The 14,752-nt window shown below is 34.1% G+C and carries 15 protein-coding genes; 7 read left to right on the forward strand and 8 right to left on the reverse strand.

All coding sequences use genetic code 11. The annotated features are described in order from the left end of the window. Nucleotides 1-54 precede the first annotated feature (54 nt). Nucleotides 55-585: a Na+/H+ antiporter subunit E gene (locus ONI09_RS02405; protein WP_265014307.1), complete on the forward strand. Its 531-nt coding sequence runs from the start codon at nt 55-57 to the stop codon at nt 583-585. On the opposite strand, the gene ONI09_RS02410 is transcribed toward ONI09_RS02405, so the two are convergent. Further along, nucleotides 578-994, reverse strand: coding sequence for a hypothetical protein (locus ONI09_RS02410; RefSeq protein WP_010082489.1), 417 nt, complete (start codon nt 992-994; stop codon nt 578-580). The genes ONI09_RS02405 and ONI09_RS02410 overlap by 8 nt on opposite strands. Before the next feature lie 304 nt (nt 995-1,298). Between ONI09_RS02410 and purN the strand changes: the two genes are divergently transcribed. Next, nucleotides 1,299-1,865 (forward strand): phosphoribosylglycinamide formyltransferase, encoded by a 567-nt coding sequence (purN, locus tag ONI09_RS02415; protein WP_012673208.1) that lies wholly within the window; start codon nt 1,299-1,301, stop codon nt 1,863-1,865. Here purN and ONI09_RS02420 read toward each other — a convergent pair. From ONI09_RS02420 to ribF, 4 genes are read right to left on the reverse strand one after another with little or no spacing between them, the layout of a single operon-like run. Beyond that, a complete protein-coding gene (locus tag ONI09_RS02420) occupies nt 1,859-3,178 on the reverse strand; it encodes a M16 family metallopeptidase (protein ID WP_265014308.1) in 1,320 nt (439 codons plus the stop codon). The genes purN and ONI09_RS02420 overlap by 7 nt on opposite strands. Then, complete coding sequence (locus tag ONI09_RS02425) at nt 3,165-4,505, reverse strand: M16 family metallopeptidase (RefSeq protein ID WP_265014309.1); 1,341 nt, start codon at nt 4,503-4,505, stop codon at nt 3,165-3,167. The genes ONI09_RS02420 and ONI09_RS02425 overlap by 14 nt, the downstream gene beginning before the upstream one ends. Before the next feature lie 29 nt (nt 4,506-4,534). After that, complete coding sequence (gene lspA / locus ONI09_RS02430; protein ID WP_006279329.1) at nt 4,535-5,011, reverse strand: signal peptidase II; 477 nt, start codon at nt 5,009-5,011, stop codon at nt 4,535-4,537. Continuing rightward, on the reverse strand, nt 5,008-5,940 hold the full coding sequence (gene ribF / locus ONI09_RS02435) for a riboflavin biosynthesis protein RibF (protein WP_265014310.1): 933 nt from the start codon (nt 5,938-5,940) through the stop codon (nt 5,008-5,010). The genes lspA and ribF overlap by 4 nt, the downstream gene beginning before the upstream one ends. 68 nt (nt 5,941-6,008) lie before the next feature. On the opposite strand from ribF, the gene grxC reads away from it, so the two are divergent. From grxC to ONI09_RS02460, 5 genes are all read left to right on the forward strand, one after another. Then, nucleotides 6,009-6,347, forward strand: a complete 339-nt coding sequence (gene grxC, locus ONI09_RS02440) for a glutaredoxin 3 (protein ID WP_265014311.1) — start codon at nt 6,009-6,011, stop codon at nt 6,345-6,347. A 115-nt stretch (nt 6,348-6,462) separates the two neighbouring features. Continuing rightward, nucleotides 6,463-7,335, forward strand: a complete 873-nt coding sequence (locus tag ONI09_RS02445) for a hypothetical protein (RefSeq protein WP_007550039.1) — start codon at nt 6,463-6,465, stop codon at nt 7,333-7,335. An 836-nt stretch (nt 7,336-8,171) separates the two neighbouring features. Next, nucleotides 8,172-8,771, forward strand: coding sequence for a peroxiredoxin (locus ONI09_RS02450; RefSeq protein WP_264707354.1), 600 nt, complete (start codon nt 8,172-8,174; stop codon nt 8,769-8,771). After that, nucleotides 8,758-9,696 (forward strand): thioredoxin-disulfide reductase, encoded by a 939-nt coding sequence (gene trxB, locus ONI09_RS02455; RefSeq protein ID WP_265014312.1) that lies wholly within the window; start codon nt 8,758-8,760, stop codon nt 9,694-9,696. Before ONI09_RS02450 ends, trxB begins: the two co-directional genes overlap by 14 nt. An 89-nt stretch (nt 9,697-9,785) precedes the next feature. Beyond that, nucleotides 9,786-11,309 carry a TomO hydrophobic C-terminal domain-containing protein gene (locus ONI09_RS02460; protein ID WP_265014313.1) on the forward strand — a complete coding sequence of 508 codons (1,524 nt, stop codon included), beginning with the start codon at nt 9,786-9,788 and terminating at the stop codon, nt 11,307-11,309. On the opposite strand, the gene ONI09_RS02465 is transcribed toward ONI09_RS02460, so the two are convergent. The 3 genes from ONI09_RS02465 to ONI09_RS02475 are packed head-to-tail and all read right to left on the reverse strand — an operon-like array spanning nt 11,306 to nt 14,719. Further along, a complete protein-coding gene (locus ONI09_RS02465; protein WP_265014314.1) occupies nt 11,306-12,226 on the reverse strand; it encodes a tyrosine recombinase XerC in 921 nt (306 codons plus the stop codon). The two genes, ONI09_RS02460 and ONI09_RS02465, sit on opposite strands and share 4 nt — an antisense overlap. 2 nt (nt 12,227-12,228) lie before the next feature. Further along, nucleotides 12,229-13,617, reverse strand: coding sequence for a dihydrolipoyl dehydrogenase (lpdA, locus tag ONI09_RS02470; protein ID WP_265014315.1), 1,389 nt, complete (start codon nt 13,615-13,617; stop codon nt 12,229-12,231). Beyond that, entirely contained in the window at nt 13,610-14,719 is a 1,110-nt protein-coding gene (locus tag ONI09_RS02475; RefSeq protein WP_265014316.1) for an outer membrane protein assembly factor BamB family protein, read from the reverse strand. Before ONI09_RS02475 ends, lpdA begins: the two co-directional genes overlap by 8 nt. Nucleotides 14,720-14,752 lie beyond the last annotated feature (33 nt).

Raw genomic sequence — 14,752 nt, forward strand, 5'->3', positions numbered from 1 at the left:
TAAATATTCGTTATTATCTTTCCTTAAAGAGTCATTTAAGTTATATTACAGACTATGAAAAACCTCAACTTTAGGAAGGAAATCAAGTTTTTTTCTCTGTCATTTATAATTTTATTTGTTCTATGGACTGTATTGTCTGGTTATTTTGAGCCGTTTTTTATTTTTTGTGGAGTGTTTTCCTCTATATTCACATCGTTTATCTTTAGAAGGTTGATAAACGCTGAAAGAGCTCTTAGCCAGATTTTAAATAGTACGAGTAGACTGTCGTTTTATAAGTTAGTAAGTTATATACCATGGTTAATGTACCAAATCATTTTATCAAGTGTTTATGTAACAAAAAAGGTGCTACAACTCAAATCTAAGCTTGAGCCAATCATTATCCTAAGAAAATGCAAAGGGCATAATGATGAAAGCATTGCGTTATTTTCCAATTCAGTCACAATCACTCCCGGAACTTTAACTATCAATGTTGAAAGTAAGCAGAAAACATATTTCTCTACCATGTATTTGATAGATAAAGATCTTGAAAGCGGCATTTCTGAAATAGAAAATAAAATCTTAAAAATACTACGTTCAGTTAAGTAATTGCTTTAAATAAGTTAACAGCATCCTTATATTCCCTTACAAGACTTTCAAGCATTTCTTTTGGAAGGCTATTGTTAACAATAGAACATAAATAATTATACAAATCTTCTAACCTTAATACGTTATTTCTCTTCTTGCTGTTGAATTTATACGGAAAAATACCTTCCATAACTTCAATAGTAGTAGCCTTGTTTAAAAATACATTTTCACTTGTCACGCTTATTCTTGCTAAAACAGTGTTAATTTCAGGTTCGTCACTCGTATAAAAATCTGATAGCTGAGTTATTCTAATAACGTACAAAGTTACTATTTTTGACAAGCAATTATCAGCATATTCACAATTTTTTATTACCTCCCACTGAGTAACCTGAGATTTACCTATTTTTGCATTGTTCGGTAATTTACTCATTGAACTTTCTCCATTTAATCCAGTGTAATAAATTATACTAATACTTTGTTAAATAAATAATAACGCGATTACAAAAATATATACTTATAGTAGTATATTATACAAAAATAGCACAATATCTAAGCATTAAAGCTAGTTTTAGCTGGGTACATGGGGCTATTCGTTATTTTGTGTTGTCCAGTGAGGTTCAAAATTAGAGGTCCACTTATATAAAGAGTTTAGTCTGCCTTCTTTGCTATAAAATAAGTTTTCCTTTTGAGCTGTTTTGTTAGTATTAACTAAATTCTAAACTAACTGTGCTATAATGAAAAAGATAAAACTCGGAATACTAATTTCAGGTAGGGGGTCGAATATGCAGGCCTTAATAGAAGCATGTCAAGATCAGAATTTTTCCGCAGAAGTTGCATGTGTTATCACAAATAATAGCGAAGCTGCTGGTCTGAAAATAGCAGAGCAAGCAGGAATCTCAGCGTTTATTGTTAAAGATAAACCGCTTGATGCTGGTAAAATTCACGAAATACTTGTTCAACATAAGGTTGATTTAATTTGCCTTGCAGGGTTTATGAGAATTCTCAAAGCTGATTTTCTGAGTAAATGGCATAACAAGGTGATAAATATTCATCCCTCTTTACTTCCGTCTTTTAAAGGCCTAAACGCTCAAGAGCAAGCTCTAAAAGCAGGTGTAAAAATTACAGGTTGTACTGTACATTATGTCACTCCTGAAGTTGATGCTGGAGCCATAATTGCTCAAGTTGTTGTACCAGTGTTACCAGCTGATGATATTCAAAGCCTCTCAGAACGCATTCTAGCTGAGGAGCATAAGTGCTATGTAGAAGCAGTAAGATCAATAGCAGAAAGTATTAATTATTGACCCTGAGCGTTTTTTCCAACTTCAACGAAAAATAAATTTTCGGGTTCCAGTAAAGAACTTGCCAGCTCGTTTACTTTTTCTAGCTTTACGTCATTAATGAGACTTACAAAATTATTTAGACGATTAATATCGCGATTACGTACCTGCATACTAGCCAAGAACACTGCTGTGTTTACGTTATTAGATAGGGAAAAGATAAAATTATTTACCATACTAATTTTTGTATCTTTAAATAATTGTTCATCAATTCCTTCCTTTTTTATCCTGCTCAATGTATCTCTTATTGCAGATATGGATTGACTGGCAGTAGAGCTATCAGTACTTAAACCTCCGGCTATAATATTTGCATGCGTATAACTAGCCATAGAGGCACTAATACCATAAGTAATTCCAAGATTTTGCCTTAGCTCTTTCATCAGCACTGAATTCAGCCCCATACCACCAAGCGCATTAACCAAAACTTGAGCATTATAGTAGTCTGGATCTTCATAAGCTATACCTTTTTGAGCAAAAAGTATCACACTTTGTGGTATATCCATAAAAATGTTCTTACTTTCTGCAGAACCAAAATCATTTTTCACAGGTATTTTTCTAACTTTTGATCTTTTTGACGGCAATTTAGATAAATATTTATCTAATAGCGTAATAATTTCTTCTTTTTTTGCACAACCAGCAACACTGATAACTATGTTATCTTTAGCAAAATTACGCTTTATGTATGTTAAAACATCGTCTCTAGTAATGCTCATTATAGTATCAAGAGTACCATACACACTTTTTGAGTAAGGATGTTTTTTAAACAATAACGTATCTAATTCTTTTCCAGCAACAAAATAAGGATTTTTTTCAAGATTATTAAAATCAACTTTGGCTTTCTCGAAAACTCTATTCAACCCTTCAGGGTCAACTTTAGGACGCATTATAGTATCGCTCAGTAATGAAATTGTTTCCTCTAGATTGTCAGACAAAGTATTTAACGAAACCCTAAATGCTTCTAAATCAGCAATAAAATTTAAACTAATCCCTTTATCTTCAAGCTTTTTCGCAAAATCTTTGGCATCATTTTTTCCTGCCCCTTCTTGGATTACAAGAGAAGTAAACCAAGCAAGCCCCTGTTTTTCTGCGCTCTCATACACATAACCTGCATCTTTAAATGATATATTCAGTGAAACTTTTGGTAAAGCACAGTTTTCGACAAATAAAAACTTAAATCCTTTACGGGTAGTGACCTCCTCTATATTTAAGCTACCACTTGCTTGTAAATTAAAGCTTAGGCAGAAAAAAAACAGAAGTACAAATTTACTTATTCTCATTATTATCTCCTTTTGGTAATAAACGACCAATTAACTTATTGGAAGAAAAGATAGTACGAATTTTGTTATTTACATCCTCTAAATTAACATCATCTATTTTGCTATATGAAATATCTATTTCATCAAGTGGAATACCAAGTGCAAGGTGTGGCACATAGAACATCGCTATATGAGTTAAGTCAGATAGATTATCAAACTGTGCTGCTTTGTATCTATATTTCGAGCTTTGCAACTCCTCATCCGTTATTCCTTTAGACATGAAGTTATTAATAGCATTATCTAACTCTCTTTCAACAATATCTAAATTAACTCCGCTTTTTGGAATGACCTGAATATCAATGTAGCCATCACTAAAAGCTAGGCTATTATAATAAGCAAACACTGATACTGCCACATCTTCATCTAAAACCAGATCATTATACAGTTTGCTGGATTTGCCGCTACCTAAAATTTCAACCGCTAAATGAGCAGCGGAAGCTTCATTTATATGCTCAAATAAGGGTACACGATAACGAAAATATAAAACTGGTTCTTTTACTTCAGTGCTCTCTAAGGTCACCGATAGACCTGCATTATGCACTGGATCCTGATTTGGGTAATTTCTCATTACAGGCTTAGCTTTAATTTCGCCATATTTTTCTTCTGCTAATTTCACTACTTCATCAAGTTCCACATCACCCACAATCAGTAATATTGCATTGCCGGAGTGATAATAGTTATCATGAAACCTCGTTATGTCATCCAAATTGTAAGTTTTGATATCGCTCTCCCAGCCGATAACAGACCTACCATAGCCAGTACGGTAAAATGCACTATTCATTTCTTCCCATAACAAGTTGTTAGGATGATTATCAAATCTCATTTTTCTTTCTTCCAACACAATGTTTTTTTCTCTATCTATTTTGTCTTGAGTAACATTAAAGCTGCCCATTCTATCTGCTTCAACTTCCATTGCAAGTGGTAAATCTTTTTTGGGGACCAACTCATAATAACAGGTATATTCTTTAGTGGTAAACGCGTTAAATTGAGCCCCAATGCTACTCATAGTGGCTTCTATATCTGTGAACTTTCCTGTAGTTTCAAACATTAAATGTTCAAAGTAGTGAGCCAATCCTGCTTTGCCGATTGGATTATCCATTCCCCCAACTTTGTATATTACTGCATGTAAAACGGCTGGAATCCGATGATTAGAAACAACATAAACATCTAGTCCGTTACTGAGTTTAGTATATTTTATGTTGTGCTCTATGTTTAAAGCATTCGAAGAAATTGGGTAAGTAAAAAAAAGTACAGGTAGTATAAGAAAACTAAAAAACTTATGAAGCATTATTTCGACCTAATATAAAAACAATTATTTTATTCCTCATTTTGTTTAGAAATAAGCATATCGTATATATACCACTTATATAACAATGTAAACATTCCACAAACTATAGATAAATCTGCTAAATTAAAGGCTGGCCAATACCAATCATCAATATGAAAATATATGAAATCATATACAGCTCCCCAATAGATCCTATCAACTACGTTTCCGATTGCTCCACCAATCATCAGAGAAAAACCAAGGTAAGTTGACTGATCGTCAGACTTGTATATCAAATATGCAAGTATACCAATTATTAGTATTGAAAATGCTGAAAAAAAGAAACCGCCATGTGGTAAAGCGCTACACATTCCAAAACTAATACCTGAATTCCAAACTTCAACTAGTTTTATAAAACTAGCGATCTCAATTGATTCTCCTTCATCAATCAATGAGTTTATGTACAATTTGCTCGTTTGGTCAATCAATACTATAATTAATATAACAACTAAGCATAACTTTTTCATAAATTTGCCTTTAACCTATAAACTTTAAGTATATCATAATTTATCTGTTTTGTTAACTCCTCAATACTATGGAATTTTTTTTCTGACCTTATGAATTTTAAAAGTTGTATATTGACTTTATGACTATATACGTCTTCATCAAAATCGAATATGTGCATTTCTATTATAGGCTTTTTCAGATCCTTAAAAGTAGGTCTCATACCAATATTGACTACTCCATATAACCAATTTGGATTACTATCAGGAAAAGTCACTCTAGCGTAATATGTGCCAAACTTAGGTTTTATCATGCAATCTTCTATAGGAATATTTATGGTTGGAAATCCTATTTCTCTACCTCTACATGCACCTTTTGTCACAACACCAGAAACTTGATAAGGCCTGCCGAGCAATTTATTAGCAATTTCTATTTCGCCCCTTTGTACATACTTCCTTATTGAAGAAGAAGAGCAAATTTTGCCGTCAATTGTTAATGGCTCTAATTTAGTCAAAGAGTATCCATATATTTCAGAATATTTCTCTAGAGTTAATATATTACCCAATCGTTTATGACCAAAAGTGCAATTTTCTCCGACAATTATGTGTTTAGCGCCATATTTATCTATTAAAATTTCACTGATAAAGTCATCGCAGCTAACCTCAGAAAAACCTCTATTAAAATTAATAATATATAAGTAATCTATACCATAGCTGCTGATTAGTTCCTTTTTTTGTTCTTGGTCTATTAACCTAAAATTGTTTCTACCAAATAAAACAGTTGATGGGTGAGGCTCAAAAGTTAAAACTGCAGAGGGTAATCCTCTTTCTTGTGCTACCTTCTTGAGAGTAGAAATTGCAAACTCGTGTCCTAAATGAATGCCATCGAAATTTCCGAAGGTTAGTGCTATATTATTTTCTATCCCTTGCTCACAATTATAAATAATTTTCATACAATTTGATGTTTTTACATGTTTCTTATATATAATAACTATATTTTAGTAAGCTACGGAGATAAATTGTGAAAAATGTTGTGATATATGTAAAGAAGGGCTGTCCATACTGCATAAGGGCAAAGGATTTACTAGATAAAAAAGGTGTGAAGTATGAAGAAATTGATGTGCTCAAAAACTCAGATCTATTTAACGACATAAAATCAAAGTATAACGTTAGAACAGTTCCACAGATTTTTATCAACGATAAGCACATTGGGGGGTGTGACAAATTGATGGATCTTGAAAAAGAAGGAAAGTTGGATGATATGCTAAATAATAATGACAATCACACTGATGTCACAACCTACACAAACAGCAATGATGACTGTGGAGAGTGTGTTATACCACATGATGATTTTATGTAACTTTTTATCTTGTTTTGTCGTGTAATACGTAAATGAAAACTAGTATGCTCACTTTAAACAATTCTTAATGAATTAAAAATACAATTCATTCAGTGAGTTTTTTTAGTGGGAAAAAATGACAAAAAATATTTCAATTATTAGCAGAAACTTAATTAGTATCGAATTAGTTAACAAACAAGATTTAGAGAATTTCATCAAGATTTTCACAGTGCTTGATAAACATATAGCAGCTAAAACACTTTTTACAGAAGAAGTGAGAATAGAGTATAAACAACACAACGGCATAGAAGTTGTTGAATTGCTAAAAGATACAGACTTTACATATCATGAGGTTGAAAATGTATTGAACCACCTGAGTAAACATGGAATGAAGGTGCCCAGCAGTGTTATAGCACACACCCTTTTTGCTGCATACAATCATGCACTTGAATTTAAGGATGTAGCATTTTCCTTTTCTGAAGGCTCTCCACAATTTAACATCAGAGTGAGTAAGAACACCTTCATAATAACTCCTATGAGTGAGGAGAATTTGGAATTGAATTCACAAAGTAGCAAGAAATTAATAGAGTCGTTACAGAGCGAAAAAAATATTTATGATTGTATAGTAGAAGAAAATACCATTAAAGTTATAGTGCATTCTGAAATACATCAAGCTATAAATTTGATTATAAAGTCACTGATAAAGTCTCGCCTTTTAGCAAAAGAGGAAGAAGGAAAATTCAAAGAGAAATTGAGACAACTTGCTTTTAAGGATCAAGCTTTTGTTGAGTATTCCAGTATCAAAACCATCAGTAGGTATCCACATAATCATCCTCTGAGAAAGCATGAAAGTGTTACTAAGGATATAGAAAATATTTTATGTGATTTCATAGCAAATGAGAATAGCGAGTTCGCTATAGAGCGGTTAAATAGGCTGAGCTCAGCAGTTTCTCCGGATACTCCAAGAATCATCACTAAAACTATAGATAAACTTGTTAAGTTTCACTAAGATATACGAGAGCCAATAGATTTCTTGTATTACCTTTTGTCATCCAAGTAGCCAAGGCTACTTGGTTCTTTTTTTGGTTCCAGCTATGTACATAGCTGTACAAACATTGTAGCTGTTATTCAAGTAGTCCGCAGAAACAAAAAAACTTGCTTGACAAACTCCGCCAGCCCTCTTATCATAAAACTGAAGCTATTTATTTATCTTTTCTGTACAGATTAAATGACAAAAAAACTCACGTATCTGGCGTATCATGTTTAATTTTTTGCACTATGTGCACCTTATGTCTTATAAAATTTCTACCTACATAAGCTGAAACGCGCTTATAAAGCGTTTAAAACATAAAAAAACGCCAACTTAAAAAATGGATAGTGAATAACTAGCTACCCTAGGGTTTCTTTTGCCTTTTTTTCTGTTTAGTAAATTTCTTAACGTTTATAATTTAGATTAGTTGCGGTTTAAAAGTAGCTGAATCGCGGTTATTAAGTGTTTAGAATAAAAAAACGCCATACTTGAAAGTATAATGTAAGTAATTAGCCAACCACGGGGCTTCTTTTGCCTTTTTTTTCGTTTGGTAAATTTTTTAACATTTATAGCTAAACGGCAATCGTCATCCCGCTACTTGTGAGCGGCTGAGATACCGTGGCGGTATGACGGTTCGCGGTGGCATGACGTAGAATTTTATACTCACCAACTCAGTATTCCAACCTGGATTGTATCTTATCGGTAAAAAAGAAGAGCTATTTTAGGAAGTTTTTATAGGACTAAAACCAAAGAAAACTTGCATATAAGTTTATCAAGATGTAAAATTGAAGTTATTTTAAAAGAATAGGTTAATTATGAATCTTGTAACAAAATCTGCTATCGATTTTACTGCTTCAGCTGTTCTCTCTGGCGGAGAAATTGTTGATGATTTCTGTCTGAGTAAGCGCATAAAAAATAAGTATGCTGTCCTTTTTTTCTATCCACTTGATTTTACCTTTGTCTGTCCAACTGAGTTGATATCATTTAGTAATAAAATAGAGGATTTTTCAAAACGTGGTGTTGAAGTGATAGGAATAAGTGTAGATTCAAAATTTTCACATTATAAATGGCGAAACACTCCAGTTAATGATGGTGGTATTGGAGAGATTAGCTACACTTTAGTGTCTGATATCAAAAAGTCTATATCAAGAGACTATGGGGTCTTATATGATGACTCAATTGCGCTGAGAGCAACTTTCGTTATTGATGATAAATTTATTGTACGTCATCAATCGATAAATGATTTGCCTTTAGGGCGTAATATCGATGAATTCGTTAGAATTGTTGATGCAATTAAACATAATGAGGAGCATGGTGAAGTATGTCCAGCAGGGTGGAAGAAAGGTAAGCCAGCAATGCAGGCAAGCGATGAAGGAGTAGCTGATTATCTAAACTCATACAGTGAAGAATTATAAATTTAGTACAAAAGTTCTTATTATTGGATCTGGGGCAGCGGGTTATGCTGCCGCTATATATGCAGCACGTGCAAACTTAGAGCCAATTGTAGTAACGGGAATGCAGCCTGGTGGTCAGCTTACAATTACTACAGATGTTGAAAACTATCCTGGTTTTGTTTCAATACAGGGTCCAGAACTAATGGAGCAAATGAGGTTGCATGCAGAAAAGGTTGGAGCAAAAATAATAGATGATGAGATAAAAAGCGTTGAACAACTTGAGGATTCTAATAAGTATAGATTTAGATCTTCTGGTGATACTAATGACTACTATTCAGATGCAATTATAATTGCATCTGGTGCGCAAGCAAAATGGCTTGGTTTGGAGAGTGAAAAAGAATTTCAAGGTTATGGAGTTTCAGCTTGTGCAACTTGTGATGGTGCATTTTTTAGGAATAAAGTTGTAGTTGTAGTTGGCGGTGGAAACACTGCTGTTGAAGAAGCAATATTTTTAACTCGATTTGCCAAAGAAGTGATATTAATACACAGGCGTGATAAATTAAGAGCGGAAAAAGTAATGCAAGATAGACTCTTTAAAAATGATAAAATAAAAGTAATGTGGAACCATACCGTAGAGCAGATTCTTGGAGAAGAAAATCCAAAGAAAGTTACTGGTATTATAGTTAAATCAACGGAAGCTCAAGAATTGAAAGTCGATGGAGTGTTCATTGCAATTGGGCATGCACCAAATACAGGTATTTTTAAAGGCTTTGTTGAAATGGATCAGCAGGGTTATATAATTACAAAACCTGGAACAACTTTAACTAGTAAAGCAGGAGTATTTGCTGCAGGTGATGTTCAAGATAAGGTATATCGTCAAGCAGTAGTTGCAGCAGGAACAGGATGCATGGCTGCGCTTGATGCAGAAAAGTTTTTGGAGTCGTAGTTAATTCTAGGATTTTAGATAAATTGCTTGCAATTTTCCTTTTCTTTTACATAATTATATTAGTAAATCATTAATAAAGAGGGTTTAGTATGCCTTATAGAAACGGTGTAGCATATTATGGAGCTTATGGAGGTGGTGATAACACGGCATCGCAAGCTCGAAATCCGACAACTTCAAGACAGCTAAGTGAATCAACAAAACAGCTATTTAAGGCTATTAATGATGGAAACCTAGAAGATTTTAAAGAAGCTCTGGCAGAGGGTGCGGATGTTAATGCGTTTGATAAAGAAGGCATGACACCTTTGATGTCCATAGTTACTAATTTGTCTGCAGGCTCTGAAACAGAAAAAGAATATCAGAATATGATTAGGTTGCTCCTACTGCACCGGAGCATAGATGTTAATATTTCTGAACAAAATAATAACAATACAGTTTTGCATCTAGCAATGTGCTTTCAACAAAAGAAAACTTTACAACTCTTACTAAGTCATCCAAACATAAACACTTATCTAACCAATAAAAACCATCAAAATCCTGAGGAATGTGCTAGACAAAATCGTGCTGGGCATTTGATAATAGAAATACAAAAAGCACAGAAAGGAAAAGAATTATTAGCTGCTCTTTCTAGCGGAAATATTTGCCAAGCGAAAACACTATTGAATCAAGAGCTTCATCCTAATTGCTGGAGAAGAACCCAAGATGGAAGAATAAAAACACCACTTAGCTTAATTATTCGATTATGTTTACGAACGATAACAGAAGATGAAAAAGAAGTATTGACAAAACTTTTAAAACATAAAGACCTAGATTTTAGTTACGAGCAGTATGCACAATTAAAGCAAACAATTGAACAAGCTATTCAGAGCCGATTAACTGATACTATTAATAGAAAAGATTTAGATGATGTGAAAAAATTAGTAGAAGATAATTGTTTTATAAATCGTGCAGTTGTTACTGCTGCATTGGGGGGTGTTGATAATCCAGTTAACTCTATTAAAGATTATTTAAATGAAAAATTTCCTGCAAATACGAATAATATACCAGAAGATTTTGAGAAGTTTTTACAAGGGCTTGAAAGAACAAAAGCTCAACTTGTAGAGAAAGAGCAAGAGCTAACGAATAAAACTAGCAAAATTTCACTATTAGAAAGAGATTTAGGGCAAGTAAGACAGGAAAAATCGGCTCAAAAAACAAAAATCAATGATCTAAATAGTGAAGTAACTCGACTTAATAGAATTGTGTATGGAAGAGCAAGTGACACTGTTGAAATTTCACAATTAAAAAGAGATTTGAAACAAGTAAGGGAAGAAAGAGATAGGCTTTCATCAGAAAATAGACTGCTCCGTACTAAAAGTCTGAGTAATAAAAACGAAAAACCCTCGCAAGCAATTTTTTCTGATAGAGAACAAAGCAACTACGCTTCTGCTTCTTTTGTGTTGTCTGGAGCGTTTGCTGTTGGTGCATGTTTAACAATACCTAATTTGGAAATATGTATTCCACTTGCTGTAACTGCATTTGCCTTTTTTACAATTGGATGCTACTTTTCATACAAAGCAAACACAACACTTAGCAACGTTAAAAGCACTCAGCTTGGTGATTTAGAACGAAGTTAAGGTTTTGATTTCTTCTCCAAACTCTGCTGAAAATTCTTATACATATCAAAAACATCTTGATAATTGAGGTGAGTGTAAACTTGAGTAGTTTCCAGGCTTGAGTGGCCAAGCAGTTGTTGTATTGATCTTATGTCAATATCTTCCTGAAGCAAATGAGTAGCAAAACTATGGCGAAATGCATGTGGAGATAAAATTTCTGGTAAATTTAACATTCTCCTTATTTTCTGCAAACGATTAGCCACATAAGTTCTTCCCAATTTTTTTCCTCTTACTCCCACAAAAAGATGTTGTGCTTCATCAAGGTAAGGACAGGCTTTTACATATTCTTGTATACATTTTTTTACTACTGGGAGAATGAATACCTGCCTTTGTTTATCTCCTTTACCTGTTACTATTAAACTTTCATTGTTAATATCACTAACCCTAAGGTTCAACGCTTCACTGATTCTTAAGCCTGTACCATATAGCAGGACGATAATCGCAATTTCTCTTTTTACCACCCAAGGTTCGCCCAGGTAGGATAGTTTCATTTCTTTCAATAAAGTTTTTATATTAGATATTGAAAGTGCTTTGGGCAAAGTTCTTCTCTGAATTGGCCTTGATAAGGAAAATACAGCTTCATTGTCTATATTGTGGTTGTTTTTTATGTACTTGAAGAAATTTCTGATTACTGAGAGTGCTCGAGTGTTGGATCTTGCGTTTACACCTCTTGCGTAACGAGAGGTAAGCCAACTTCTTAACTCAGGTATGCTTAAATTTTTCAGAGTACCAACATTTACTTCTCCACCAATGTGAGTATTTAGGAAACTTATAAGATCCTTCAAGTCCCTCATGTATGATTCCAAAGTGTTTGGTGAATAAGATCTGTTGCACCTCAGCCACTCATACCATTTTTCAATGATTGAACCGAGGTCCACAATTATTTTTTAAAGAAAGCATCGATGCACGCATCTCGAAAGGCTTCATTTATATCAGGATGAGAGTGACAAATTCTGTATATATCCTCTGCTGCTGCGCCATATGCCATTGCAACCGCTGCTTCGTTGATTAGCGTATCAGCGTATGCTCCTATGATATGCACACCTAGTATTGTATCTGCTCTGCTACAAGTCAGCACTTTCACGAATCCTTCAGCATCATCAGTGATTTTTGCTCTGCCGTTTGCAGCAAATTGACATTTACCAACTTTGTACTTACGGCCAGCATTTTTGAATTCCTCTTCGGTTTTACCAATCGAAGAAACCGCAGGGTGAGTGTAAATGACAGATGGTATGATTCCATAATCAACGTGAGGTGACTGTCCTGCTATTATCTCTGCAACTGCCACTCCTTCTTCCTCTGCTTTATGAGCAAGCATTGCTCCACCGATCACATCACCAATAGCAAATATTCCTTTCACATTAGTTTCATATCTGTTGTTAACTTGAACGAAACCGCGATTATCTTTTTCTATTTTTTCATCAATACCAAGATTCTCAGTGCATGGTTTGCGTCCTGCTGCCACCAATACCTTATCCGCCTCTATAGTGTTTGTTTGATTATCTTTTACAGAGCAAACTTTCACACTCAAAGAATTACTACTTTGTTTTATCTCCTCAACTTTAGTGCTAAGTAAAAATTTTATTCCTTGTTTTTGTAGACTAGAAAGTAGAGACTTACTTAATTCTCCATCCATTGCTGCAGCGATTCTATCAAAAAATTCTACTACAGTGACTTCAGACCCTAGCCTCCTCCATACAGAAGACATTTCAAGCCCTATTGCCCCGGCTCCGATTACGACAAGTTTTTTTGGTACTTCAGTTAAAGATAATGCACCAGTTGATGAAATAATACTTTTCTCATCGATATTAATTCCTGGCAAAGAAATAACGTCAGAACCGGTTGCAATTACTATATTTTTTGTCTTCAGCACCTTACCTTCAACTGAAACTTCAAGATTACCTTGGTCAAAAGAAGTAATTTTCCCAAGCCCATTGATTTTAGTGATTTTGTGAAGCTTAAACAGATATTCTATACCTTTTCCAAGTTCCTGAACTCTGGCGTCCTTATAGCCTAGCATTTCTTTTAAGTCGAAACTTGCGTCCTTAATTTTTATGCCAAACTTCGACAGATCATTTTTCGTGTGAGCATACTGATAGGAAGAATGGAGCAATGCTTTGGAGGGTATGCACCCAACCCGCAGGCACGTACCACCAAAAATGCTATTTTTATCTATGCAGGCAACTTTCAATCCAAGTTTTGCAGCAGCGATAGCACACTTATAACCACCTGGACCACCACCTATAACAATCAGGTCATAATCAATCATAAAGAACAAACCTATTTTCTAAAGAATAAACACCTTTTCCCTCAGTTGTTACATATATTTTATCGTGAGTAAACACTGGAGTGTGAAACACATTGCCAGGTACTTTGACTACCTTTCCTGCATTTTCAGATCCCGGAAAAGCAAACATTGAACCTTTATTGCTTGTCACCCACAGTGTATGGGCATGCATAATTGGAGCAAACAATTGCGTATTTTCTATTAAATCAGATGCCCAGACTGTTTCTCCATTTTTTATATCCAGGCCAATTATTTTATCGTCTTTAGTAACTATAAAAATTCTTCCGCCTTCTTTTTGCTCCTTTGGAAGAATAAGAGGACTGTAATATGATTCAATGTCTGATACACTTTTTACTTGCAGTGACTTTGACCATAAAATATTTCCTGATTTTACGTCAATACCATAAATATAAGAATTATTTGTAGCTATTAAAGTATCGCCAAGCACTCTCGGTGTAGTAGTTACATCTGTGAGCTGTGTATCCAAAAGGTTTGTAGCCAATTTTTGGCTCCACAATTTTTTACCGTCTTCATTAAAAGCTATTAACTCACCATTTGAAAATGGTGCTATTATTTTATCATTAGAAATTGCTGACGATATGGAATACAAACCTCGAACCTCATTGATGCCGTTTTGATAAGTCCAAACGAAGCTGCCATCTTTTATATCAAACACGTACAGATAATTATCAATAGTCAATACTACCAATTTATTGTTTATTACTGCTGCTTTCCCTCTTACTGGAGCTCTCAATTCTTTTTCCCACTGAATCTCGCCGGTTTTTGCATCTATTGTGTGTAGAACGTTATCCACTATAAAGAAAACGTTTCCTCTGTGACGCAATAGGCTCATGTTACTAATTTTTTTTCTGTGTGAGAGGTGTAATTTCCAATTCATAGCCTTTGAGTTATCAATATCAAAGGAATATAAAGCGCCGTGCTTGTCTGATAAAATAACGCTATTTTCTGTAAGCACTGGAGCTACATATCCTTGAGATAGTTTTTTATCCACTAGACTTATTCTCTCGCTTGCCATTGTGTAACTGCTACACAATAACATTATCATGACAATTATTACTTTCATTATTTATTGAAAACAAGATTCATTAATATACAT

The sequence above is a fragment of the Wolbachia endosymbiont of Drosophila pseudotakahashii genome (assembly GCF_026015925.1).
GTDB classification, from domain to species: Bacteria; Pseudomonadota; Alphaproteobacteria; order Rickettsiales; family Anaplasmataceae; genus Wolbachia; species Wolbachia pipientis.

Coding starts and splice junctions, on each gene's coding strand:
- ONI09_RS02405 (WP_265014307.1), top strand. CDS start 55: ATGAAAAACCTCAACTTTAGGAAGGAAATCAAGTTTTTTTCTCTGTCA.
- ONI09_RS02410 (WP_010082489.1), bottom strand. CDS start 994: ATGAGTAAATTACCGAACAATGCAAAAATAGGTAAATCTCAGGTTACT.
- purN (WP_012673208.1), top strand. CDS start 1,299: ATGAAAAAGATAAAACTCGGAATACTAATTTCAGGTAGGGGGTCGAAT.
- ONI09_RS02420 (WP_265014308.1), bottom strand. CDS start 3,178: ATGAGAATAAGTAAATTTGTACTTCTGTTTTTTTTCTGCCTAAGCTTT.
- ONI09_RS02425 (WP_265014309.1), bottom strand. CDS start 4,505: ATGCTTCATAAGTTTTTTAGTTTTCTTATACTACCTGTACTTTTTTTT.
- lspA (WP_006279329.1), bottom strand. CDS start 5,011: ATGAAAAAGTTATGCTTAGTTGTTATATTAATTATAGTATTGATTGAC.
- ribF (WP_265014310.1), bottom strand. CDS start 5,940: ATGAAAATTATTTATAATTGTGAGCAAGGGATAGAAAATAATATAGCA.
- ONI09_RS02445 (WP_007550039.1), top strand. CDS start 6,463: ATGACAAAAAATATTTCAATTATTAGCAGAAACTTAATTAGTATCGAA.
- ONI09_RS02450 (WP_264707354.1), top strand. CDS start 8,172: ATGAATCTTGTAACAAAATCTGCTATCGATTTTACTGCTTCAGCTGTT.
- ONI09_RS02460 (WP_265014313.1), top strand. CDS start 9,786: ATGCCTTATAGAAACGGTGTAGCATATTATGGAGCTTATGGAGGTGGT.
- lpdA (WP_265014315.1), bottom strand. CDS start 13,617: ATGATTGATTATGACCTGATTGTTATAGGTGGTGGTCCAGGTGGTTAT.
- ONI09_RS02475 (WP_265014316.1), bottom strand. CDS start 14,719: ATGAAAGTAATAATTGTCATGATAATGTTATTGTGTAGCAGTTACACA.